This window comes from Saccharicrinis aurantiacus, from assembly GCF_001660705.2.
GTDB lineage: Bacteria > Bacteroidota > Bacteroidia > Bacteroidales > Marinilabiliaceae > Saccharicrinis > Saccharicrinis aurantiacus.
Map to the genome: position 1 here is coordinate 150058 of NZ_LYBV02000031.1, position 22828 is coordinate 172885.

Annotated in this window: 21 protein-coding genes; 12 read left to right on the top strand and 9 right to left on the bottom strand. The window is 34.1% G+C overall.

Annotation, left to right across the window (positions count from 1 at the left end; translation table 11 throughout):
- Positions 1-17: 17 nt before the first annotated feature.
- Positions 18-362 carry a nitrite reductase small subunit NirD gene (gene nirD / locus A8B35_RS14605; RefSeq protein ID WP_075603435.1) on the top strand — a complete coding sequence of 115 codons (345 nt, stop codon included), beginning with the start codon at positions 18-20 and terminating at the stop codon, positions 360-362.
- 42 nt (positions 363-404) lie between these two features.
- Here the strand turns inward: nirD and gldA are convergent, their stop codons facing one another.
- Complete coding sequence (gldA, locus tag A8B35_RS14610; RefSeq protein WP_075603294.1) at positions 405-1310, bottom strand: gliding motility-associated ABC transporter ATP-binding subunit GldA; 906 nt, start codon at positions 1308-1310, stop codon at positions 405-407.
- Between the two features lie 99 nt (positions 1311-1409).
- On the opposite strand from gldA, the gene ispG reads away from it, so the two are divergent.
- Together ispG and A8B35_RS14620 are read left to right on the top strand one after the other, a co-directional pair.
- Positions 1410-3203: a (E)-4-hydroxy-3-methylbut-2-enyl-diphosphate synthase gene (ispG, locus tag A8B35_RS14615; protein ID WP_139314906.1), complete on the top strand. Its 1794-nt coding sequence runs from the start codon at positions 1410-1412 to the stop codon at positions 3201-3203.
- Between the two features lie 201 nt (positions 3204-3404).
- Positions 3405-4157 carry a hypothetical protein gene (locus A8B35_RS14620; protein ID WP_245820794.1) on the top strand — a complete coding sequence of 251 codons (753 nt, stop codon included), beginning with the start codon at positions 3405-3407 and terminating at the stop codon, positions 4155-4157.
- Positions 4158-4212: 55 nt separating this feature from the next.
- Here A8B35_RS14620 and A8B35_RS14625 read toward each other — a convergent pair whose 3' ends face one another.
- The 4 genes from A8B35_RS14625 to prmC all read right to left on the bottom strand — a co-directional run bounded on the left by A8B35_RS14625 (position 4213) and on the right by prmC (position 7338).
- A complete protein-coding gene (locus tag A8B35_RS14625) occupies positions 4213-4707 on the bottom strand; it encodes a MogA/MoaB family molybdenum cofactor biosynthesis protein (protein ID WP_075603296.1) in 495 nt (164 codons plus the stop codon).
- On the bottom strand, positions 4707-5156 hold the full coding sequence (gene moaC, locus A8B35_RS14630; protein ID WP_075603297.1) for a cyclic pyranopterin monophosphate synthase MoaC: 450 nt from the start codon (positions 5154-5156) through the stop codon (positions 4707-4709). Before moaC ends, A8B35_RS14625 begins: the two co-directional genes overlap by 1 nt.
- A 10-nt stretch (positions 5157-5166) precedes the next feature.
- On the bottom strand, positions 5167-6342 hold the full coding sequence (locus tag A8B35_RS14635) for a molybdopterin molybdotransferase MoeA (RefSeq protein ID WP_075603298.1): 1176 nt from the start codon (positions 6340-6342) through the stop codon (positions 5167-5169).
- A gap of 93 nt (positions 6343-6435) precedes the next feature.
- Entirely contained in the window at positions 6436-7338 is a 903-nt protein-coding gene (prmC, locus tag A8B35_RS14640; protein WP_083634468.1) for a peptide chain release factor N(5)-glutamine methyltransferase, read from the bottom strand.
- A 56-nt stretch (positions 7339-7394) separates the two neighbouring features.
- On the opposite strand from prmC, the gene ribD reads away from it, so the two are divergent.
- From ribD to A8B35_RS14670, 6 genes are all read left to right on the top strand, one after another.
- Positions 7395-8444 carry a bifunctional diaminohydroxyphosphoribosylaminopyrimidine deaminase/5-amino-6-(5-phosphoribosylamino)uracil reductase RibD gene (gene ribD / locus A8B35_RS14645; RefSeq protein ID WP_075603437.1) on the top strand — a complete coding sequence of 350 codons (1050 nt, stop codon included), beginning with the start codon at positions 7395-7397 and terminating at the stop codon, positions 8442-8444.
- Between the two features lie 57 nt (positions 8445-8501).
- Positions 8502-9965: a cardiolipin synthase gene (cls, locus tag A8B35_RS14650; protein WP_075603300.1), complete on the top strand. Its 1464-nt coding sequence runs from the start codon at positions 8502-8504 to the stop codon at positions 9963-9965.
- A gap of 78 nt (positions 9966-10043) precedes the next feature.
- Entirely contained in the window at positions 10044-10838 is a 795-nt protein-coding gene (locus A8B35_RS14655) for a thymidylate synthase (RefSeq protein WP_075603301.1), read from the top strand.
- Between the two features lie 16 nt (positions 10839-10854).
- Positions 10855-11349 (top strand): dihydrofolate reductase, encoded by a 495-nt coding sequence (locus A8B35_RS14660; RefSeq protein WP_075603302.1) that lies wholly within the window; start codon positions 10855-10857, stop codon positions 11347-11349.
- A gap of 450 nt (positions 11350-11799) precedes the next feature.
- Positions 11800-13221, top strand: coding sequence for an MBOAT family O-acyltransferase (locus tag A8B35_RS14665; protein ID WP_075603303.1), 1422 nt, complete (start codon positions 11800-11802; stop codon positions 13219-13221).
- On the top strand, positions 13221-14309 hold the full coding sequence (locus tag A8B35_RS14670) for a hypothetical protein (RefSeq protein WP_075603304.1): 1089 nt from the start codon (positions 13221-13223) through the stop codon (positions 14307-14309). Before A8B35_RS14665 ends, A8B35_RS14670 begins: the two co-directional genes overlap by 1 nt.
- Here A8B35_RS14670 and A8B35_RS14675 read toward each other — a convergent pair.
- The 3 genes from A8B35_RS14675 to dnaG all read right to left on the bottom strand — a co-directional run bounded on the left by A8B35_RS14675 (position 14269) and on the right by dnaG (position 18054).
- Positions 14269-15507: a nucleoside recognition domain-containing protein gene (locus A8B35_RS14675; protein WP_075603305.1), complete on the bottom strand. Its 1239-nt coding sequence runs from the start codon at positions 15505-15507 to the stop codon at positions 14269-14271. The two genes, A8B35_RS14670 and A8B35_RS14675, sit on opposite strands and share 41 nt — an antisense overlap.
- 73 nt (positions 15508-15580) lie before the next feature.
- On the bottom strand, positions 15581-16084 hold the full coding sequence (locus tag A8B35_RS14680; RefSeq protein WP_075603306.1) for a pyridoxamine 5'-phosphate oxidase family protein: 504 nt from the start codon (positions 16082-16084) through the stop codon (positions 15581-15583).
- 17 nt (positions 16085-16101) lie between these two features.
- Positions 16102-18054 (bottom strand): DNA primase, encoded by a 1953-nt coding sequence (gene dnaG / locus A8B35_RS14685; RefSeq protein WP_075603307.1) that lies wholly within the window; start codon positions 18052-18054, stop codon positions 16102-16104.
- A 224-nt stretch (positions 18055-18278) separates the two neighbouring features.
- On the opposite strand from dnaG, the gene A8B35_RS14690 reads away from it, so the two are divergent.
- From A8B35_RS14690 to A8B35_RS14700, 3 genes are all read left to right on the top strand, one after another.
- The gene (locus tag A8B35_RS14690) at positions 18279-19448 is read left to right on the top strand and encodes an acylneuraminate cytidylyltransferase (protein WP_075603308.1); all 1170 of its coding nucleotides are present in this window, start codon (positions 18279-18281) and stop codon (positions 19446-19448) included.
- A 155-nt stretch (positions 19449-19603) separates the two neighbouring features.
- Positions 19604-20467 (top strand): N-acetylneuraminate synthase family protein, encoded by an 864-nt coding sequence (locus A8B35_RS14695; protein WP_075603309.1) that lies wholly within the window; start codon positions 19604-19606, stop codon positions 20465-20467.
- Entirely contained in the window at positions 20467-21636 is a 1170-nt protein-coding gene (locus A8B35_RS14700; protein ID WP_075603310.1) for a hypothetical protein, read from the top strand. Before A8B35_RS14695 ends, A8B35_RS14700 begins: the two co-directional genes overlap by 1 nt.
- On the opposite strand, the gene A8B35_RS14705 is transcribed toward A8B35_RS14700, so the two are convergent.
- Positions 21631-22812, bottom strand: a complete 1182-nt coding sequence (locus A8B35_RS14705; RefSeq protein ID WP_075603311.1) for a hypothetical protein — start codon at positions 22810-22812, stop codon at positions 21631-21633. The genes A8B35_RS14700 and A8B35_RS14705 overlap by 6 nt on opposite strands.
- Between the last annotated feature and the right edge of the window lie 16 nt (positions 22813-22828).

Consider the following 22828-nt stretch of genomic DNA (forward strand, 5'->3'; position numbering starts at 1 on the left):
ATAAAAAAGATAAAGCCATGCAAGATATACAAGAAGTACAAGAATGGGTAGCAACCGTACCCGCCACTGAATTTGAAACAAATGGAAGCAATGCTGTTTTGGTAAACGGAAAACAGATAGCCATATATTATTTTGCCGACACACAAGAGTGGTACGCCACTGATAATGAATGTCCGCATCAAAAACAACAAGCCTTGTCTAGAGGTATAATAGGTAGTGAAGGTGATGAGCCAAAAGTGGCTTGTCCCTTCCATAAAAAAAGCTTCTCGTTAAAAACGGGGCAATGCCTATCAGGAGAAGATTATAAAGTAAATACCTATCCTGTTAAAGTAGAAGATGGGGTGGTTTATTTGGGTATATAAATAAAAGATAACTAAGGAATGGGTTTTAGCTCATTCCTTTTTTTATTGCGTTAATCCCCTAAAGATATCCTCCATGGATTGATGCTCTTGATTTAAGGTTAGCAGTTGTTTGTTCTGGGCTACTGTCCATGCAAACAATTCTTTTCTTATATCTTTATTAGCATTAATCTTAAAGAAATTATCTGAAACGCATTCTATCGAGTTTATTCCCTCAATAGCTCTAAGTTCTTCTGAATTAACGGGGCTAGCAAATTCAATACTTATGGTATGTCCTTTACCTGAAACCAAAGCATCTAAATTGGAAACTTTCTCGTTAGCCACTAAGTTTCCTTTATTAATAATTATTACGCGTTCGCAGATAGCTTGTACTTCCTGCATAATATGAGTAGATAGCATGATGGTCTTCTTCTCGCCAACTTGCTTTATTAAATCTCTTACCTCAACAATTTGGTTGGGGTCTAAACCCGTAGTGGGTTCATCTAAAATCAGTACTTCAGGATCGGGTAATAAGGCTTGCGCTAATCCAACACGCTGACGGTATCCCTTTGATAAAGCGCCAATCTTTTTTGTGCTTTCAGGCGATAGTCCTGTAATACCTATTATTTCGTTTATGCGTTTAGTGGCGTGTTTACCCAACTTATAAATGCCAGCTACATGCTTCAGGTATTCTTTTACATACATATCCAAATACAAAGGGTTATGCTCAGGCAGATAACCAATTTTATTGCGATACTCTAATGAATCATCAGTAACATCTAAACCACATACCTTTACTACACCACTAGTTTGCGGCAAATATCCGGTGATAATTTTCATCATTGTAGATTTTCCCGCACCATTAGGACCTAAAAAACCTACAACTTCTCCTGCAGCAATTTCAAAAGAAACATTATTTAAAGCCTTTTGAGCTCCATACATACGGGTAACACCAGAAATAGATATTGACATACTTAAATTATTTATCGGCCAAAGTTAAAAAAAATGCATCATCTATTAAGATATGAGTTAATGTTGTACTTTTGCCCTGTAAAATTATAGCACACAATTATGAGCAACTATTGCATTGATATTTTTGAGTTTGGAAGACATAAGACCCAAGAAGTTACTATAGGTGATGTTAAGATGGGAGCCTCTAATCCTATTGTAGTTCAGTCAATGACTACCACAAATACTAATGAGACTGAAGAAACGGTTGCTCAAATAAAGACTATAATTGATGCCGGTGGGCAAATGGTTCGAATGACAACTCAAGGTCAACGCGAAGCAAAAAACTTAGAGCACATAAAGGCGCAATTAGTTAAGGAAGGTTATAATCAGCCCCTGGTTGCTGATATTCATTATAACCCTAATGCAGCTAATATTGCCGCTTTGCATATTGAAAAGGTGCGTATTAACCCAGGTAATTTTGTTGATGGCGCAAAAAAGTTTGAGAATATCGACTATACCAATGAATCGTATCTTGAGGAGTTAGAGCAAGTAAAAAAGAAACTCATCCCCTTATTAAATATATGTAAGCAAAATAAAACTGCAATACGTATTGGTACCAACCATGGCTCTTTGTCTGATCGGATAATGAGTAGGTATGGCGATACGCCACAGGGTATGGTTGAAGCTTGTATGGAATTTTTAAGAATCTGTAAGGATGAGAAATTCTTCAATATTGTATTAAGTATCAAGGCCAGTAATGCTCGAATTATGGTGCATACCGTTCGTCTGTTAGTTCAAAAGATGAACGAAGAGGATATGTATTTTCCTCTGCATCTAGGCGTAACTGAAGCAGGCGAAGGAGAAGATGGGCGAATAAGATCTGCAGTTGGTATTGGTACATTATTAATGGATGGAATAGGGGATACCATTAGGGTTTCCTTAACGGAGAATCCTGAAAAAGAGATTCCTGTTGCCAATCAAATAATTGATTATATCAATACAAAAGAGGGGCATGATGCTATTAAAAAAGTAGACACTGATAATTACTCTCCTTTTAAATACACGCGTCATCAGACCAATGCAGTAAAAAATATTGGCGGTAACAATGTGCCTGTTGTTATAGGAAATAACCATTTCACAAAAGATTCGGATTATAGCTATATTGCTGATTCTAGTGTAATTGTCTCTGCGGATAAGAAAGAATATCCAGTGGTAAAATACAGCAATTCAAATGAGTTTGATTTTAATAACCACGAACTTTGTTTTGTTAAAATAGCCTATTCCGATATGGATGATAGTGCAATCCAGTTCTTTAAACAACAGAATAACGTAGTAATATTACTAACAAGTAATAATAGTAACTCTACTATTGAGCAAAGAGCGGCTTTTCTACATTTAAGAAATCATCATGTTACCACTCCAGTAGTTATACATAAGTTGTATGATAGTGTATTTGATGCAAATACGCAGATTCAGGCATCATGTGATATAGGACCATTGTTTATTGATGGGTTTGGCGATGGCATCTTTATTGAAAATAATACTGAGAATCAATCGCTAGTTATCAATACAATGTTTGCCGTTTTGCAGGCTTCAAGAGTTCGTTTTTCACGTCCTGATTATATATCCTGTCCGGGTTGCGGACGTACGCTTTTTGGGTTACAGGATACAACTGTATTGGTGAAAGAAAAAACAGCCCATCTAAAAGGATTGAAGATTGCTGTTATGGGATGCATCGTAAATGGACCAGGAGAAATGGCTGATGCGGATTATGGTTATGTAGGGTCAGGCCCAGGTAAGGTTACATTATATCATCAACGGGAGGTTGTTAAAAAGAACATCAACCAAGAAGATGCTATAGGAGAGTTAGTTGCACTTATCAAGGAAAATGGCGACTGGGTTGAACCCAGTTAATTAAAACTATTTATTATTAACCCTTTTATGTTCAGCTTGAAAAATATACGATTAATCATGTATTATGAATAAATAGTGTATTTTTCATCATGTATGCATCGCTTTCTTTGCAATGGTAATTATGTTTTTCTAAATTGCGTATTCCTAAATCAATATGCTTATATATACATGAAACAGCTATTTATAACATTACTACTTCTTATGGCAGTTACATCTGTTACAAAAGCAGATGAAATTGAACTGAAGGGCACATTTCAGGGTGATAACCTATTTGTGAAAAATCCGTTTGCACAAAGTGGTGTAGGTTTCTGTGTTTACGAGGTTACAGTTAACGGTTTAACTACAACCGATGAGATAAACTCAAGTGCTTTTGAAGTCGATTTATCTGTATATGGCTTTAAAATTGGCGAACCTTTAATAATTGCGATTAAGTATAAAGAGGATTGCAAACCAATGGTTTTAAATGCTGAAACTCTAAAGCCTAGATCTACATTTGAAATAGTTTCGCTTTCAGTTGATGAGGATAATATCAAATGGAAGACAAAGAAAGAAGCTGGTAGCCTCGATTTTAATGTTCAGCAATTTAGATGGAATAAATGGGTGAATGTTGGTACCGTAACAGGTAAAGGAACTCCTGACGGAGGTACTTATTCGGCAAAAGTTCGTTTACATTCTGGTCAGAATAGATTTAGATTAAAGCAAACAGATCACCGTGGTAAGCCTAGGTACTCAAAAGAAACCTCAATTACATCATCAAAGCAAGCAGTTACTTTCTCTCCTAGTAGGGTTGATGATATCATTACTTTTTCGGATGAAACTATGTACGAGATTTATGATGTATATGGTGGAATCATGTTTAAGGGATATGGGAAAGAGATTAAAGTAAATGGTTTAGCCAAAGGAAAATATTACCTGAATATGGATAATAAATTAACCACATTCAATAAGAAGTAATACCTCGATCTAATTATATGACTAAGGGGCTGTCAATTTTGTTGATGGCCCTTTTTCAATGTGCTCCACCCGATAGCATTTTTAATGAATGCAATACTGTTGGTAATATTTCTTTTAGATACTCTTTAACAGCCTTCGGACTTCCGGGAATGGCATAGATAAGAGTTGAGTCAATTACTCCTGCAATGGCGCGACTTAACAGGGCATTCGGAAATTTCATGCCGTACTTTACTCGTATCATTTCCATGATGCCAGTTATTTCTTTACTTAGCATAGGCTTTATTACATCAGGGGTTATATCTCTAGGTCCAATTCCAGTACCACCCGAAACACATATAATATGTTTCTCTTTTGCGAATGCCAGCAATTGCTTACGAAGTTTTTCTTCCGAGTCGGGTAAAATAATACGTTCAATTGAAGGTTTTTCACCTTTCTCACTAAAGAAGTTATCAAACAAATCAGCAGCTAAAGGTCCGCTTTTATCCGTATACTCACCTACAGAAGCTCTATCGCTCATTGTTATTATTCCAATTTTAATGGTACTACTCATTATATCTTTTCTTTCTTAAGTAATCTTACATCTGTTATCTCCATGCTATTATCAACTGCCTTACACATGTCGTATATAGTTAAACATGCAATATTAACAGCGGTAAGAGCTTCCATTTCAACACCTGTTTTACCATTACATTTTGTTTGGGACGTCACTTTAATTCCATTCTCAAGTATATTAAAGTCAACAGTTACTTGGTTTAATAATAAAGTATGGCATAGCGGAATAAGTGTAGGGGTTTGCTTTGCTGCCTGAATACCTGCTATTCTTGCCGTAGCAAGTACATCACCTTTCTTAATGTTGTTTTCTTGTATTAATTGAAGGGTATCTTTGCATAGTTTTATAAATCCTTCAGCAACAGCAATACGTTTTTGAATGGCCTTCTCCCCCACATCTACCATTTGGGCACTTCCACTTTTATCTATATGTGTTAGTTTTTCGCTCATAAAATACTTTTTAAAAAGGACGAACTTGAACCATTGTGCCAGATTCTAACTCTGAAGTTCCTATTGGCACTTCAATAAAGCAACTCGCATTTGATAAGGCATTAATGTGAGCTGAACCATTGAAGAGGATTGGTTCAACTTGATTATCCGAATTAATAATTGCCGGAGTAAATAAGTGACGTCCGGCATTTTTACGCTTAAAGTGATTTGCCAAGGGTAAATTAAACAGAAGTGGCTTATAGTTTAAACCTTGTAAAGCATATAAAAAAGGTTTCGCATATAGCTCAAACTGTATAAAAGATGCCACAGGATTTCCTGATAATCCAAAGAAATATTTGCCCTCTTTATGTGCAAATACCATAGGTTTTCCAGGCTGGATTGCCGTTTTATTAAGCTCAATACTAAAGCCAAGCCCCTCAATTATTTTGGGTATTAAATCGAAGTCTCCTACAGAGACTCCTCCACTCATAATTAAAACATCAGATTTATTAAAAGCACTCCTCATGCTTTCCTTTAAATTAGTTTCGTCATCCTTTATAACTCCTAAATATTCATAAGGCAATTTTAAAGCTTCTAATTGGGCTTGAATTTGCGTTGCGTTACTATTTCTTATTTGATGGGCTAAAGGCTTTTCAGAAGGTTCTACCAGCTCTGTACCACTTGTAATTATCTTTATTTGTGGCTTCTTATATACCTTTAATTTGGCATATCCGGCACCTGCTAATAATGGTGTTTGTTTCGCCTCTATTAAAATATTTTTAGATAATACAACAGAACCTTTAGTAACATCCTCTCCACAAAAACAGATATTGCCTTTGGCATTGATATCAGAGCATGTAATAGTTTCATCAGAATTCACAATTGCATCCTCCTGTTTAAAAACCATATCAGCACCAATTGGTACTGGTGCACCGGTCATTATTTTAGAGCACTCCCCCTTTTGTAATTTCTTTTCGGGCTGTTTGCCTGCATGAATAGTTTCTACTAATACAAGGTTTAGTGATAAATCTTTTCGGGCACAAGCATAGCCATCCATGGCAGATTTATCAAAGGGAGGCATATTAATATCATAAACAATATCTTCAGCAATTACACGGCCTAAAGCCTTTTTCAACGGAATAGTTTCAATTGCTAGTCTGTTGGCTACTTTTGCAATTTGTTGTTGTGCCTGAAGGTATGTTATCATGATACAATTATTAATAGATATAGGTATATGATGTTTTTAATTATCAAGTATAAGTGATATTCCCCTATTTTGTTTGATAAGAATTCTGTTAAATTATGCTATCCCTTTTAGCATTCTGTCTTTACCAAATAAATCTTTTCGCAGTTCAACATTATTGAATCCTAAATTATTTAGTAAATCAATCATTTCTTTGCCAAGGGCCTCATTGATCTCAAAATAAAGCGCTCCGCCAGACTTTAAGTTTGCTTTAGCCAATTGGGCTATTTTTCGGTAAAAAATTAATGGGTCAGAATCTGATACAAACAAAGCCAAATGTGGTTCATGATCTAAAACATTATCATGCATCCACTCTTTTTCTAGTTCCCTAATGTAGGGAGGGTTACTAACAACAACATCTAATTGATTAGGAAGTGCTCCATCGAATTTTAAAACATCTTGATGCTCAAAAGCAACCTCGGTATTATTAATCATAGCATTGTGGTTTGCTATCTCTAAAGCATTTTCAGATATATCCCACGAAGTAACTTTAGCATCGGGTAAATGCTGCTTTAAAGTAATAGGAATACAACCACTGCCTGTGCCAATATCTAATATGTTAATATGTTTGTTCGTATTGTCTTTTAAAATCCACTCCACAAGCTCCTCCGTTTCTGGTCGTGGTATTAAAACATCTTTGGAAACCTTAAAGGGTAAACCATAAAATTCGGTTTCACCAGTAATTTGTTGGATAGGAATGTTTTGTTCAAGTTTCTCAAGCGAATGCTTAAAGAAGTCAGCATCGGATTTATTTAATTCATTTGACGCATTCATCATGCAATCAATTTTTGTATAACCTAATTCGTACAATGCGAGTATCGTAACAAAATTTCTGATTTCATTCTCGTCGTATATCGATTGTAATCGGTTTTTGTAAGTGCTGGTAATCTGTTGAAGCGTATTATACACAATAATATATTTAGTGAGCAAATATCTGTAAATATTGAGGAATAACCTCATTCATAAATGAATTATTAATACAGATTATCTATTTTTGTTTAATAACTTTTATGGTGATGAGTAGAGATGAGATTTATATGCAACGTTGTTTGCAATTGGCTTCGGTAGGATTAGGAAATACTTATTCTAATCCCATGGTGGGTTCTGTAATTGTAAACAATGGAAAGATTATTGGCGAAGGCTTTCATCATAAATCTGGCGAACCGCACGCAGAGGTTAATGCGGTAAACTCAGTTAAAGATAAAGATTTACTACTCTCTTCTACTCTTTACGTAAATCTAGAACCCTGTGCACATTATGGGAAAACGCCACCTTGTGCAAAACTAATTATTGATAGTAAAATACCAAATGTGATGATTGGTTGTATCGACTCATTTTCTGAAGTAGCAGGCAAGGGAATTGAGATGATGGAAAAAGAAGGCATTAACGTAAAGGTTGGTGTGCTCGAACAGGAGAGCTTAAATTTGAATGCCCGATTTTTTACCTTCCATAATAAAAAGCGACCGTATGTTATATTAAAATGGGCTCAAACTCAAGATGGCTTAATTGATATTGATAGGACAGAAAATAATTTTGGACAGCCAACTTGGATTACTAATAAGCATGCCCGTCAATTGGTGCACAAATGGAGAAGTGAAGAGCAGGCTATATTGGTTGGTACAGAAACAGCGATTAAGGATAATCCATCATTAACCGTAAGAGATTGGTCAGGTAAAAGCCCAACACGTTTTTTAATTGATAGAACTTGCCGTGTTTCAGAATCGCATCAGATTCTAGATCGGAAACATAGTACCTATATATTCACAGGTAAAGCGCAAAAAGCCACTACTAATTGTAAATATATTACACTTGATTTTAGCAAGAATATAATACCCCAATTACTTAGTGAAGTGTATAAATTAGGCTTACAGTCCATCATTATTGAAGGCGGAAGACAAGTACTTCAGAGTTTTATTGATGCAAACTTATGGGATGAGGCGCGGGTGTTTATTGGAGATAAGTGGTTTATTGAAGGTACGCCAGCACCAAAATTAAATTTGAGACCTGACGAAATAAAAACAGTTGGTAATAGTGAGTTACTATATTTTACGAATAGCAAATTGTAACATTGTTCTAAACTAAATTATTAACTACATTGTTGGTAAATATTAGCCTAAATTTATATGTGGTTTACCGAATACTTTACATCTATACTTTCCGGTATTTTTACATCAGCATACTTAATTAGTGTATTGCTAATTATTGGTGTAATGATGCTTGAAAACCGCAGTCCTGTTAAAACATTATCATGGATATTGGTACTGTTATTAATTCCATTTGCAGGGGTGGTTCTATATATATTCTTTGGGCAAAACTTTAGAAAGCAAAAGATTATTCGTCGTAAAGGACTTAAAAATCATACTCAAATTCAAAAGCTTGCACACGCTCAAAGTATCAATTTTCCGAAGAGTGAGTTATCGCGTCATGAAATTTTAAAAGCCCAGTATGGCCTCATTTTATTACAACTGAACAACAGTAACTCGGTGGTTAAATTTGGCAATCGTGTAAAGTTATTATTAAACGGGGCATCAAAATTTGAATCTTTAAAAGCTGATTTACTTAAAGCCAAACAGTTTATTCATATGCAGTATTATATTTTGGCAGAAGATAATATTGGTAATGAAATGGTGGCTATACTTAAGAATAAGGCCAAAGAGGGAGTTGAAGTAAGAGTAATTGTAGATGATGTGGGCTCCTGGGATTTAAAATCAGATTACTTTGATGATTTACGATCTTATGGGATTGAGATATTTACATTTTTAAAAGTTAGGTTTCCTGGCTTTACAAGTAAAGTAAACTACAGAAATCATAGAAAAATTGTAATTATTGATGGAGAAGTGGCTTACCTTGGCGGGATAAATATTGCTGATAGATACATTCACGGGTCGAAAAAATTAGGAGCTTGGCGCGATACCCATTTAAAAATTGAAGGAGAAGCTGTAAGCTCACTACAAACGATATTTTCAATCGATTGGTATTTTGTGAGTCAAAAAGAGTTGATTGATAGTAAATATTATCCTCCTGTTAAAGCCATTGAAAATAAGGTTCTTCAAATAAGCACCTCCGGACCAGATAGTGATTGGCCAGCCATAATGATGGGGTTTCTGAAACTGATATCTACTGCTAAAGATTATGTATATATTGCTTCGCCATACTTTATGCCTACAGAAAGTATTCTGATGGCACTAAAAGTTGCAGCCATGGGCGGTGTTGATGTTAGAATTGTGATACCTGATAAATCGGATGCTCACATAACCAAGTATTCTTCTCGTTCCTATGTAAAGGAAATGATCAATGCAGGAGTAAAAGTTTACCTTTATCAAGCAGGATTTATTCATAGCAAAGTAATTGTGTCTGATGATGCTGTAGCTTCTGTGGGCTCAAGTAATATGGATTTTAGGAGTTTTGAGCAGAACTTTGAAGTAACTGCTTTTGTTTATGATAAAGCATTTGCAGTGGAGGTGCGTGAATCTCTCGAAAATGATTTTAGTAATAGTAAAATTGTATTGCCGCACGAATGGAAAAAACGACCGTTAAGTCAGAAGGCGAAGGAGTCTTTTGCTCGACTATTTAGTCCATTATTGTAGTATTAAACATCTAAAAATAAAAGAAACAAGAGTTCAGATATTTTTCTACTTTTGTCACAAATTAAACGAAACATCTTTATGCGTCAATATCTTGAGTTATGTGATCGAGTGATCAACGAAGGAGTTCAAAAAGGAGATAGAACAGGTACTGGTACTATTAGTGTTTTTGGTCATCAAATGCGATTTAATTTGCAAGATGGCTTTCCTATGGTTACAACTAAAAAACTACATTTAAAATCAATTATACACGAGCTTATTTGGTTTTTAAAGGGTAGTACAAATGTTAAGTATCTTCAAGATAATGGTGTACGAATTTGGAACGAATGGGCTAAAGAAGATGGAGAATTAGGACCTATTTATGGTTATCAGTGGCGCTCGTGGCCAACTGCAAACAAAACATATATCGATCAAATTAAGCAAGTAATAGATTCTATCAAAAGTAATCCAGATTCTCGACGCCATATTGTAAGTGCTTGGAATGTTGGTCAGCTTGAAGATATGCAATTACCACCATGTCATATCTTATTTCAATTTTATGTGGCTGATGGTAAATTATCATGCCAGTTGTATCAACGTAGTGCCGATTTATTTTTAGGCGTTCCGTTTAATATTGCTTCATATGCTTTATTAACCATGATGGTAGCTCAAGCAACCGACTTAGAACTTGGCGAATTTGTGCATACACTTGGCGATGTACATATTTACAACAATCACATCGATCAAGTAAAGTTGCAGTTATCACGTGAGCCAATGGAATTGCCAACAATGACTTTAAATCCCGAAGTTAAAAATATTGACGATTTTACTTTCGACGATTTTACTTTAAACGATTATCAATCGCACCCGCATATTAAAGGTGCTATTTCTGTATAATACAAAAACTAAATTAATGCCAAACATTGCTATAATAGTTGCCATTGCTGATCACAATGCCATAGGTCGTAAAAATGATTTATTAACGTACATATCTTCTGATTTAAAGCGATTCAAAGCTTTAACAACAGGACATACCATAATTATGGGTCGTAAAACTTTTGATTCTTTGCCAAAAGGAGCGTTACCCAATAGAAGAAATGTTGTGATTTCACGTAATACCGATTTGCAAATTGAAGGAGCTGAGGTTGTTAATAGTCCTGAAGCAGCACTGAGCTTATGTAGCGCTGATGAAAAAGTTTTTGTTATTGGAGGAGCCACGATTTATGATGCCTTTTTACCTAAGGCAGATATTTTAAACCTAACTGTTATTGATTATTTCTTTAATGATGCAGACACTTTCTTCCCTGAGATTAATTATGATGACTGGGATGTGGTAAATAAAGAAGTTGTTGAAGACGATGAAAAAACAAACTTCACATATTCGTTTATAGACTTACAACGAAAATAGACAAAAAGCTTACTGATTCAGTAAGCTTTTTTTTGCTTAGTATGGCCCAAGATATAGACACTTACTGTAGATATTACCATTAATAAATATTGTAGGTGCTTTGTTTGAGGTGCCTAATTTTGTAGCAGTAAGTTTAGTCAAATAAAGGCATAAAAAAAGACCTGAAGGGCAATACAGGTCTTTTTTGCGTTTTTTTTCATCTGATTCTAAGAGAAAAGGTTAAATAACTTTCCCACTGCTAATATATACAAAATATTAAAATAATTAACATTTATTTACGTATTTTTAATTTTAGTTACATAGTGAACTTGTTTTAATTGGTAATTCGTCATCAAGAATAGCATCCTTTTTAACACAATATTGATTGCATTTGTCATTTAATTATGAATACAGAATAAAACAATTGTATTTTGGTATTGAAGCTAATTTCTAAACAGATACTGCATACCCATGTTATTTAACTCATTTGAATTCGCACTTTTCTTACCACTATGTTTTGTCATATATTGGTTTGTTCTGCAGCGGAATTTAAAAGCTCAAAATCTATTTATTCTAGCATCAAGTTATTTTTTTTATGGTTGGTGGGATTATCGTTTCCTAAGTTTAATTGCATTCAGCACCTTAGTAGATTTTCTAATAGGAATACAGCTTTCAAAAGTAAAAGAGAGAGTTCGTAGAAGACTATTATTAACGGCTAGCCTCCTTATAAACCTCGGTTTTCTGGGCTTCTTTAAGTATTACAACTTTTTTATCGATAGTTTAGTCGATTCGTTTACCTTCTTTGGAGCATCAATCAATCCTGATCGTCTTTCGATTATTTTACCTGTGGGTATTAGTTTTTATACATTCCAGACCTTAAGCTATTCAATTGACGTATACCGAAAGAAGCTCACTGCGAGTAAAGATTTTATTTCATTTGCTGCATTTGTAAGTTTTTTTCCTCAACTGGTTGCCGGTCCAATTGAACGTGCTACTCACCTATTACCACAATTCTATAAAAAGAGAACCTTCTCATATAATTCGGGAATTTTAGGATTGAAACTGATTTTATGGGGAATGTTTAAGAAAGTTGTTGTGGCAGATACATGTGCTTATTTTGTTGATATAGTATACTCAGATGTAGGATCATATTCATGGCAGAGTTTGTCAATTGCGGCTATTTTATTTTCTTTTCAAATATATGGTGATTTCTCAGGGTACTCTGATATTGCACGTGGCGTGGCAAAATTATTTGGCTTCGAATTAATGATCAACTTTCGCTACCCCTATTTTTCGCGTAATATTGCTGAGTTCTGGAGAAGATGGCATATTTCACTCTCAACTTGGTTTCGAGATTACCTATATATCCCCTTAGGCGGTAGCAGAGGCGGTATTAAGATTAAGATTAGGAACACTATAATTATTTTTGTGGTAAGCGGTTTCTGGCATGGAGCAAACTGGACTTTTATGGTTTGGGGTTTCTTGCATGCTTTGGCATTTCTGCCCCTTTTGATGAGTAAAAATAATAGAAATTATATTGATGATTTTGGTGCAGAAACAAGGTCATTCGAGAATCTGTTTAAGGTGCTACTGTGTTTTATATTGGTAACTATATTATGGGTTTTCTTTAGAGCAGATAACATTCATATTGCCAATCAAATATTATATAGAATATCTACTTTCTCATCGGGTAAAGCTATTAATATCTCACTTATAGTAATAGTACCTCTTGTTATACAATTAACTATCGAATGGTTTGGTAAAACTTTGGAGTGCCCAATGGATATATTTAAAAGCCGATTAGCAAGCTATACCATTTCTTTTGTGCTAGCTGTTTTCGTTTTAATTTATTTCGATAGCAACAATAACTCTTTTATTTATTTTCAATTCTAATGAAAACGTTTTTAAAGAAAATATCAATAATCATTTTAGTTGCTGTGCTATTAATTGCTGTTAGCTCACATTTGATTTATTGGCATATACAAAAAAAGCAGGTGAATTACCTGAAGTATGAGAGTGGATTAATATACACGCAATATAAGCATCTTGATAATAAGCAATATAATACTATGTTTCTTGGTACAAGTAAGATGTATAGACAGGTTGACCCTTTAGTGATTGATTCTATTGTTGCTAATACGAAGAGTATTAATATGGGAGTTAATAATTTATATCCCTTCCGATCTTTTGATTTTGAAAGGTTTATTTCTCCTAAATGTGACTCTATAAAAACAATTCTTTATGAAATTAGAACCCCTGGTTTAATAGGGAAGAATTATAATTCGGTAAGGACTTTAATCTCCATATCAGGTAAGCGTAATCAGCAACTTCTGAATTATTTAATTAGTGCAGATTATTCTTTTAAACTAAAAGTAAAGTCAATAATTAACTACTTAAAGATGTTTCTTTATAAGTCTTTTGGCATTGGTTTGCGCAGGCTGATAGAAATGGAAGAACCACAAGAATATTATGAGTTTGGGGGACCTACTGAACAAGGTTATTATGCCTTAGAGGATCAAATGAAAAAAGAAATGGAACACGGACATAATAGCGGAGCTGTAAGTGATTATAATAACTTTAAAGATTGGCTACAATCTAATACAATTGCCAATTACTTTTCCATTAACAGAGATATATTGTTAAATAAAGAATTTAAATACTCTGCTTTTAGTAAGATTACAGTTGACCATTTGAAAAGATATTTTCCTAATGCACGTATTATCTTTGTGATTCCACCTCATACAAATTCTTCATTTTATCCAATATTATTTAATGAAGGAAGGAACTATGAGAAGTTAGGCTATTCCGTTTTGGATTATACTTATCAGGATAAATATCCGCAGCTTTATGAAGATATAACCTCCTTTGATATAGGGCATCTTAATAGTGTTGGAGCAGCAATTTATTCAGCGTATTTGGCTAATGATATAAAGCTAACTACTAACCAAAAAATAAATATCCAATTACAATTGCAGCAATAATACCTGCAAAATCGGCCAACAATCCGCAGCCAATTGCATGGCGAGTATTCTTAATACCAACTGAGCCAAAATAAACGGCTACAATATAAAAAGTAGTATCAGTAGCTCCTTGCACTGTAGATGCAATTTTGGCAGCAAAAGAATCTACGCCGAAATTTGGGTTGTCAAATAATTCTAACATCATTCCGCGCGCTCCAGAGCCACTTAAAGGCTTCATTAGCGCCGTAGGTAGGGCATCAACAAACCTTGTATCTAAACCCAAAGCACTTACCGCATATTTAATTCCATCTGTAAGGTAATCCATTGCACCAACGGTTCTGAAAACGCCAATGGCTACTAATATTGCTACTAAGAATGGTATAATTTTTATGGCTATTTGGAAACCCTCTTTTGCTCCTTCTACAAATGCATCGTAAACATTTATTTTTTTTATGGCGGCCATTACAATAAATAATATCATAATGGAGAATAGGATTAAGTTGCTTCCAACATTGGAAACTAGTTTAATCTGTTCCTTGTCCAATTGAGATAATCCCCAAATTAATCCAATTACAAAGAGGGTCATCCCGCCAAGGTAGGCGATTACAATTGGATTGTTAAGTTTAATCTTTTGAACGTAAGAAACGGATAGCAATCCCACTATTGTGGAAAAGAATGTAGCCAGAAGTATAGGTAAGAAAATATCAGCAGGGTTGGCAGCTCCAAACTGTGCCCGATACACCATTACACTAACCGGGATTATGGTTAAGCCAGAGGTGTTTAGTACTAAAAACATTATTTGTGCATTGCTTGCAGTATCTTTCTTTTGGTTTTCTTCTTGCAGTTGCTCCATGGCCTTTAATCCCATTGGAGTGGCAGCATTATCGAGCCCAAGCATATTGGCCGATAAATTCATAATCATGGTTCCGAATGCAGGATGATTTTTTGGTAGCGTTGGGAACAGTCGGTTGAATAAGGGCGATATTAATCGACTTAAAGCACTTACCATTCCTCCCTTCTCTCCTATCTTCATGAGGCCTAACCAAAGTGTTAATACACCGGTTAAACCTAGTGAAATTTCGAAACCTGATTTTGCAAAATCGAACGTGGCTTTAACTATTTCAGGAAACACTTCAACATCCCCAAAGAAAATAAGGCGAATTAAAGCTATTACAAAAGTGATGAGAAAAAATGCAATCCAAATATAATTAAGAACCATGCTTAGGTAATTATTAATTGTTAATTATCAGTTGTTTTACAGCTTGCTAACTCTTCTATCTTATAAACTACAATTAGAAAGAGCGCTTTACAGTATCATCACCTTGATACTTCTCGTGAGGTGCACCAAACTCTTTACAAGTTACCTTATCAATTGGTACTTCCCATATTTTTACGTTTTTAATAGCCGGATCAGAATATTTAAATTCCTTATCAGAGTATTGCTTCATTAAGATATTTAGGGCCTCTACTTTTTTATCAAAATCTTCTTGAAATTGAACCTTCCCCCACGCCACAACGCTTTGAGATTTCATTCGGTAACTACAAGCTACTTCAGGGTGTTGAAAAGCCAATTCATGACCGGTACTAAAGGTGATACAAATATTTGCGTTCTTTTCAAGAATATCAACAATACGACCTTCTGGAGCTGAATGCAGATAAATAATGTTGTTGTGGTATCCAAAATTCATAGGAAGTACGTAAGGCATATCGCCATCAACAACGCCAATAAAACATACATCACATTTTTTAATAATTTCCTCTATTCGTTTGTCGTTTAAATGCTCAACAGTTTTCATTATATATCTTTTATTATTTACAATATTGTTCTGCCACCTAGTTCTTTCGAAAGTGCAGTTTGTATGGTTTGCAGTTTGCTAATCATCTGCATGGTATTTAAAAGCTTTTCTTCGTCTCTGGCTTCTTGAGCAGTCTTCAAAATAGCTCTTTGTTCTTCAATAAATCGTTTTACCTTTTTTAGTTTTAACTCGTGTACTAATTTAGGTACTAACCAACTTACCGAATCACCTTCGTTAGTTACCTTAGATCCGAAGCGAGAATGAATTTTACTTAGTTCAATTTCCTGACTAATTAAATCCGATGTTAGCTGGCTAACTTCCTTATCCATGCTAGCCGCGAAAAATTTTGGTGCATCAAAATCTTCATTCTGATAATTGGCCTCGTACAATTCCATTATTTTTTTATATAAAGGATTTGCACTTTCTAATTCATCCTCTTGAAACTGAGCTAGAATAAATGCACCAACAGTTGTGTTTTCTTCACCTTCGCCTAATTCTTCTTCTTCAAAAAGATTAAAGTGTCCATGCTTTATCATGAATCGAATAATCTCTCGTTCTTCAACTTCATAAGGATTGAGAGATGTGAAGTTACTTGCAGGGGCTTGTTGGCTTGGCGGAGGAGTTGGAGCTTGTTGGTAAGCTGCTTTATATTGCTCATCTCTCGATTGTTTTCCTTTTTTTGATAACTCTGCGTAAATAATAGGCTCCTCTACACCCATTAAAGTGCTACACTCCTTCACGTATTCAGAGCGTATAATATTATCAGGAATAACTGAAATGGTACGTACGATATCTTGTAATAATTGAGCTCTCTTTACAGGATCAGTTTTTGCATCCTCAAGTAATAAACTCGTTTTAAACTTGATAAAATCGCCTTCGTTTGCAGCAATGTATTTTTCAAGTTCCTCGGCATTTCTGTTTTTTGAGAACGAATCCGGATCTTCTCCTTCAGGAAGTAAAAGAACTTTAACATTCATGCCCTGCTCAAGTACCAAATCAATTCCTCGCAACGAAGCTTTTATACCAGCAGGGTCACCATCATAAATAATGGTAATGTTTTGCGTAAAACGCCCTATTAGTCTTATTTGATCTACCGTTAATGCTGTTCCCGATGAGGCCACAACATTAAAAACCCCTGCCTGATGAAATGAAATTACATCGGTATAACCTTCAACTAAGAAGCATCGATCCTTGCGAGTGATCTCTTGTTTGGCCTGGTAAATTCCGTATAAGATCTTACTTTTGTGATATATTTCAGATTCGGGCGAATTTAAGTATTTGGCAGTTTTTGCATCGGCTTTTAAAACCCTACCTCCAAAAGCAGTAGGTTTACCAGAGATCCCATGTATGGGAAAAATTACTCTTCCTCTGAAACGATCGGCCTTGTAGGTGTCTCTAACAATGGTTAATCCTGTTTTCTCTAAAAATTCTACTTTGAAGGAATTTTTAAGAGCTTCATCTGTTAATGCCGACCTTGATTCAGGTGAGTACCCCAGCTGAAACTTCTCAATAATATCATCTCTAAATCCTCTACTTCGTAAATAGGATAGGCCAACAGACCTACCTTCGTCGGATTTATGAAGTGTATTTGTAAAATATTTTTGAGCAAATGCTGATACAGCCATCATACTCTCTCTGTCATCCTTTACTTGTTGTTGTTCAGGACTTAATTCTACCTCCTCAATATGTATATTAAACTTCTTTCCTAAATGACGAATGGCTTCGATGTAGTTAATTTGCTCTACATCCATTAAAAAGTTAACGGCATTACCACCTTTTCCACAACCAAAGCACTTGTAAATTCCCTTGTGGGGAGATACAGTAAATGAAGGTGTTTTCTCGTTATGAAACGGGCAATTACCAATATAGTTAATGCCTCGTTTACGAAGTGATACAAACTCCGAAACCACATCAACAATTTGTGCTTGAGCACTTTCAAATACTCTATCTACCGTTCCCTGATCTATCATTTATTTATACACCTAATTTCTTGCGAGCTCAAAGATACACAATAAGCTTTTATCTTTTCATGCTAAACTATTTTAGCTTTTATACTTGAGCTGATTTTGTACCAGAAATTTTTATAATCGACATTATTAAGTACTCAAGAGCTTGAATAAGACTTATATATTAAACTCTTTAATACTAAATTGGTATTGCTTTAACTTTATTATACTTTTGAAAAAAAAAATAAATGAAATCAGCAAAGCATATTGCCATTATTCCCCTTAGGGCTGGATCTAAAGGTATTCCGAATAAGAACAAACGTAAAATATTGGGTCGCCCTTTATTTAGTTGGGTACTTACTGAAGCAGTAGAATCTAAGCTTGATAAAGTTTATGTTTTTACAGACGATAAGGAAATTGAAAATTATATTATTGCCGAATATACTTGGACAAATAAGATAGTCGTTATTGAGCGTAGTGAAGAAAGTGCCTCTGATACAGCTAGCACGGAGCAGGGTATGATTGAATTAGCTGAGAAGCTGAATTATGATTTTGACTTTTACTATCTGTTGCAAGCTACTTCTCCATTAACATCCTCAGCTGATATCAATAATGTTATTGAAGAACTAGTTACTACAAAATCAGACTCTGTTTTAACGGCAGTAAAAACGCATCGTTTTATTTGGAATAAGGATGGTAAATCAATTAACTATGATTATTTAAATAGGCCAAGGAGACAAGATTTTGAAGGTCTTATTATTGAAAATGGCGCTGTTTATGGTTGTACCAAGGATTCATTTTTAAAAACCAAAAACAGATTAGGAGGTAAAATATCCGTGGTTGAAATGGCTGAAGATACCTTAACTGAGATTGATGAGCCATCTGATATGATCATTATCGAACAACTATTGAAAACTAGGTTGTTAACCTTTAAAGCTCCAGTTCAAAAGATAAAATATTTGGTTTTAGATGTTGATGGTGTTTTTACTCAGGCAGATGTTACTTATACTGAAAATGGCGAATTCTCTAAAACATTTAGTTTCGTTGATGGTATGGGATTAGAAATTCTTAGAAACAATGGTATCGAACCTATTGTAATGACCTCGGAGAATAGTAAGCTTGTAAAACAAAGAATGGATAAATTGAAGATTAAACATTGCTATTTAGGTGTTAGAGATAAATTTTCACTGCTTAATAACCTTTTACCAGATTTAAATGCTTCACGAAATGAATTGGCTTATATTGGTGATGATATTAACGATTTAGCAAATATTTTATCAGTAGGTTGGGGTGCTTGTCCTGCAAATGCAACTAAAGATGTAAGAGCTGCTGCTGATTTACAATTAAACAATGAAGGCGGTAAAGGCGCAATAAGAGAATTGGTTGAATTCTTAATTCAGTTTAATCAGCGATTTTAAATAAGAGTGAACATTTACTATGCTTATTCGTAGTAAAGTCAGTAAATAAAATTTTAAATAAAGAGCATAGAATTTTAATGCTAACAATTGCTTACATAAATTAGTTATATCAACTTTTTAAAAGGCATAATGCATTGATATTTAATCAAAATTATATGAAAGAAGCTAAGGTAATTGCAGAAATAGGGTGTAATCATAAGGGAGATATAGAAATTGCTAAAGAGTTAATCAAAGTAGCAAAGATATTCTGTGGCGCTGATGTGGTAAAGTTTCAGAAGCGAAATAATAGAGAATTACTTACCGAAGAACAATATAATACGCCCCACCCAAATCCTAGTAACTCTTATGGAGATACTTATGGCGCACATAGAGAGTTTTTGGAGTTTAATCTCGAAGAAAATAGAGAATTAAAAGAATATTGTGAAGATCTGGGGATTGTGTATTCAACTTCAACTTGGGACTTAACTTCAGCTAAAGAAATAGCTTCGCTAGAACCTGAGCTTATTAAAATACCTTCTGCATGTAATAATAACTATGAAATGTTAGGATGGCTTTGCGAGAATTATAAAGGCGAAATACATGCCTCAACAGGAATGACATCTAAACAAGAAATTGAAGATTTAGTATCTTTTTTTGAGAGTAAGGGGAGGAATAAAGATTTAGTATTATACAATTGTACATCAGGGTACCCTGTACCATTTGAAGATGTATGTTTACTCGAAATTACTCGATTAAAAGAGGAATATGGTAGCCGAGTAAAAGAAATTGGTTTCTCAGGGCACCACTTAGGAATTTCGGTTGATATTGCAGCATTTACCCTTGGCGCAAAATGGATTGAAAGACATTATACTCTAGATAGAACCTGGAAAGGAACCGATCATGCAGCTTCACTTGAACCAGAAGGTGTAAGACGATTAGTAAGGGATCTGAAAGCTGTTAATAAAGCACTTCAATTTAAAGAAAAAGATATTTTAGATATTGAACAGGTTCAGCGTGAAAAACTGAAGTTTAGAAAATAATGGTAAAAAATATATTTTATATCCATCGCTTCCCTTTTAATAGGGAAGCATATATAAGAGATGAATTTGATTTCTTGCTTTCAGAAGGGTATAATGTTAAATACTTGGATATATCTCACCTTTTAAAGAAAAAGCAATTTGTTACTAATTACAGAGAAGATTTAAAGCAACATATATTATATTTTTCTACACAAAAAGAGTTTAATAGTTTTATTGGTGAAAAAAAAGATCGCTCTGTTATTATTACAGATGTTGGTTTACTTGCTAATAGTGCATGGATGTATTTACCAATTTTTAAAAATAGAATTCCATACATTTTATTCGAAAATTCAGTTTTACCAAAAATTAAATCTACCACTAAATCAGAAGTTGCGAGTTCGGGTTTGAAACGAGTTAGCCTTGCCAAGGTGCTCAATAAACCAACTCAATTAGGTCAGCTGTTTTTAGCAAAGAGAACAATAAATTATCCCAATCTTATTGTAAGTTCAAAGCCTAAGTTAAGCTCAGAAAAGAGGTCTCTTTGTTCAAAATTAACCACCATTAAGAAAGTTGCCTCACTCGATTATTTTGCTGCTGAAGAAACTGTTTTAAATTCATTAATTGATGAACCCTACGTAGTATTTATTGACCAATATTTTGTACATCACCCCGATTTTAAGTCAAAGCATATAATAGATTCTTTTACTGCGGAGCAATACTATACAGAACTGAATAACTATTTAATAGCATACGAAAATAACAATAAAATAAAAGTTATAGTAGCTTGTCATCCAAGACGCAGCAAAGAGCAAGAGAGTGATTTTGATAAAAGATTCTCATTAGTTTACAATCAAACAGCTAATCTTGTAAAATTTGCAGACCTTGTATTAGTACATTTTTCTACAGCTATTAACTATGCAGTAATATTCAATAAGCCATTTATTCTTCTCAGCTCAAACCTTTTCAACGGAGGTAATATAATTCCCAAGATACAGATGTTTGCAACATATTTTGAAAAGGAATGTATTAATATTAGTGATATTACTTCAGATACGAAAATAGCTACAAGTATTAATACTCATGTTGATACAAATACTTATAAGAAGTATTATGAAATGTTTGTGAATCCCCAAAATTCAGTTAATAAGACATTTAGGGGATTAATAACTGAGGAACTTGCTAAATTATAGTTTATCATCTTTTAAACTTTTAGTAATATTTATAATAATATTAGAAAAAGATAGAGATGTACTCGCCTTAGGATGTTTAAGGTAGGTATTGATATAATTATTATAAATATCTGAATCTACAACAGAGTCTTCATGTGAATAGCTCTCGTAGTCGTCCATTGAAACTGTTTCTTTATTAAAGTATCTAGCAAAACCTGATATCTTTTTGCCAATTGTTCCATCAGCAAACATCTTGGAGTCAAGCAGCAAAAAAGGTTTATTAAAGATAACCGTAAAACTAATTGCTGTTGAGAAGTGCTGTAAAACAAAATCTGAATCCTTAATTAGTTTTGGTGTAAGATTAAAGAATAATTCGAACCTTTTATCAAAATCATTTAATTGGTAGTTACATCTTCTAGGGTGGCAGGCAATAACTACTTTTAAGCCAGATTCATCACTGAACTTATGTAAGAACTTATTTAGTAAGGTATAGTATTCCTTTGCTGTAAATGAGTGAAGTATCTGGTGAGATTTAAAATCAATATGGTGACAGAAGTACTGGTCTACAAAAACTGCGTATGGTTCATCTATAATTGCTCTATCAGTAAGGTCCATTGACTGGCTATAATCAGTGCCCACAGAATATATATCTTCAGTAGTCTCTGCTGTTAATTTTTTATTTTGCCATTTTAGGCTTTCTTTTGAGTGTATTGCAATATCGGCAGGAGCTAAAGATAATTTACCTAGGTTGTAGTAAATTTCAGAGATTGGTTTGTTGAGAAGTTTTTTAAAGTTTAGTCTTTTTACAGAACGTTTAACTGAGTCTAATTTCTTATTTGGAGTCTTGCAAAAATCAGGATATACATTTAGATTCAATACTATGTATCGCATTTTAGTTATAAATATCGCATAATATAACCATGCCGAGCTTGGAATGAATGGACATAATGTAATTACAATACTATCTGTGGATTTCTTTTTTATAAAGTGTTTAACGTTATTCTTTGTTTTGAAAAAAAGAACGTGTTCTTTTAGGTGCTCAGGTATTTCTGTTTCAAATTCAGCTCCTTTTAATAGGCTTGTTAGGTTAAGGAATTTAACATTATAGCCAAACTGGATTAATTTATCAAATTCAAATTTAGTATAGAAATCTTGATTGAATGTAGGTCTATCTACAAAATATATATTTTTTATCATAAAGAATATTGCCAAA

Bases quoted from the DNA above. Each gene is read 5' to 3' on its own strand.
- nirD (WP_075603435.1), top strand. From the start codon at position 18: ATGCAAGATATACAAGAAGTACAAGAATGGGTAGCAACCGTACCCGCC.
- gldA (WP_075603294.1), bottom strand. From the start codon at position 1,310: ATGTCAATATCTATTTCTGGTGTTACCCGTATGTATGGAGCTCAAAAG.
- ispG (WP_139314906.1), top strand. From the start codon at position 1,410: ATGAGCAACTATTGCATTGATATTTTTGAGTTTGGAAGACATAAGACC.
- A8B35_RS14620 (WP_245820794.1), top strand. From the start codon at position 3,405: ATGGCAGTTACATCTGTTACAAAAGCAGATGAAATTGAACTGAAGGGC.
- A8B35_RS14625 (WP_075603296.1), bottom strand. From the start codon at position 4,707: ATGAGTAGTACCATTAAAATTGGAATAATAACAATGAGCGATAGAGCT.
- moaC (WP_075603297.1), bottom strand. From the start codon at position 5,156: ATGAGCGAAAAACTAACACATATAGATAAAAGTGGAAGTGCCCAAATG.
- A8B35_RS14635 (WP_075603298.1), bottom strand. From the start codon at position 6,342: ATGATAACATACCTTCAGGCACAACAACAAATTGCAAAAGTAGCCAAC.
- prmC (WP_083634468.1), bottom strand. From the start codon at position 7,338: ATGAGGTTATTCCTCAATATTTACAGATATTTGCTCACTAAATATATT.
- ribD (WP_075603437.1), top strand. From the start codon at position 7,395: ATGAGTAGAGATGAGATTTATATGCAACGTTGTTTGCAATTGGCTTCG.
- cls (WP_075603300.1), top strand. From the start codon at position 8,502: ATGTGGTTTACCGAATACTTTACATCTATACTTTCCGGTATTTTTACA.
- A8B35_RS14655 (WP_075603301.1), top strand. From the start codon at position 10,044: ATGCGTCAATATCTTGAGTTATGTGATCGAGTGATCAACGAAGGAGTT.
- A8B35_RS14660 (WP_075603302.1), top strand. From the start codon at position 10,855: ATGCCAAACATTGCTATAATAGTTGCCATTGCTGATCACAATGCCATA.
- A8B35_RS14665 (WP_075603303.1), top strand. From the start codon at position 11,800: ATGTTATTTAACTCATTTGAATTCGCACTTTTCTTACCACTATGTTTT.
- A8B35_RS14670 (WP_075603304.1), top strand. From the start codon at position 13,221: ATGAAAACGTTTTTAAAGAAAATATCAATAATCATTTTAGTTGCTGTG.
- A8B35_RS14675 (WP_075603305.1), bottom strand. From the start codon at position 15,507: ATGGTTCTTAATTATATTTGGATTGCATTTTTTCTCATCACTTTTGTA.
- A8B35_RS14680 (WP_075603306.1), bottom strand. From the start codon at position 16,084: ATGAAAACTGTTGAGCATTTAAACGACAAACGAATAGAGGAAATTATT.
- dnaG (WP_075603307.1), bottom strand. From the start codon at position 18,054: ATGATAGATCAGGGAACGGTAGATAGAGTATTTGAAAGTGCTCAAGCA.
- A8B35_RS14690 (WP_075603308.1), top strand. From the start codon at position 18,279: ATGAAATCAGCAAAGCATATTGCCATTATTCCCCTTAGGGCTGGATCT.
- A8B35_RS14695 (WP_075603309.1), top strand. From the start codon at position 19,604: ATGAAAGAAGCTAAGGTAATTGCAGAAATAGGGTGTAATCATAAGGGA.
- A8B35_RS14700 (WP_075603310.1), top strand. From the start codon at position 20,467: ATGGTAAAAAATATATTTTATATCCATCGCTTCCCTTTTAATAGGGAA.
- A8B35_RS14705 (WP_075603311.1), bottom strand. From the start codon at position 22,812: ATGATAAAAAATATATATTTTGTAGATAGACCTACATTCAATCAAGAT.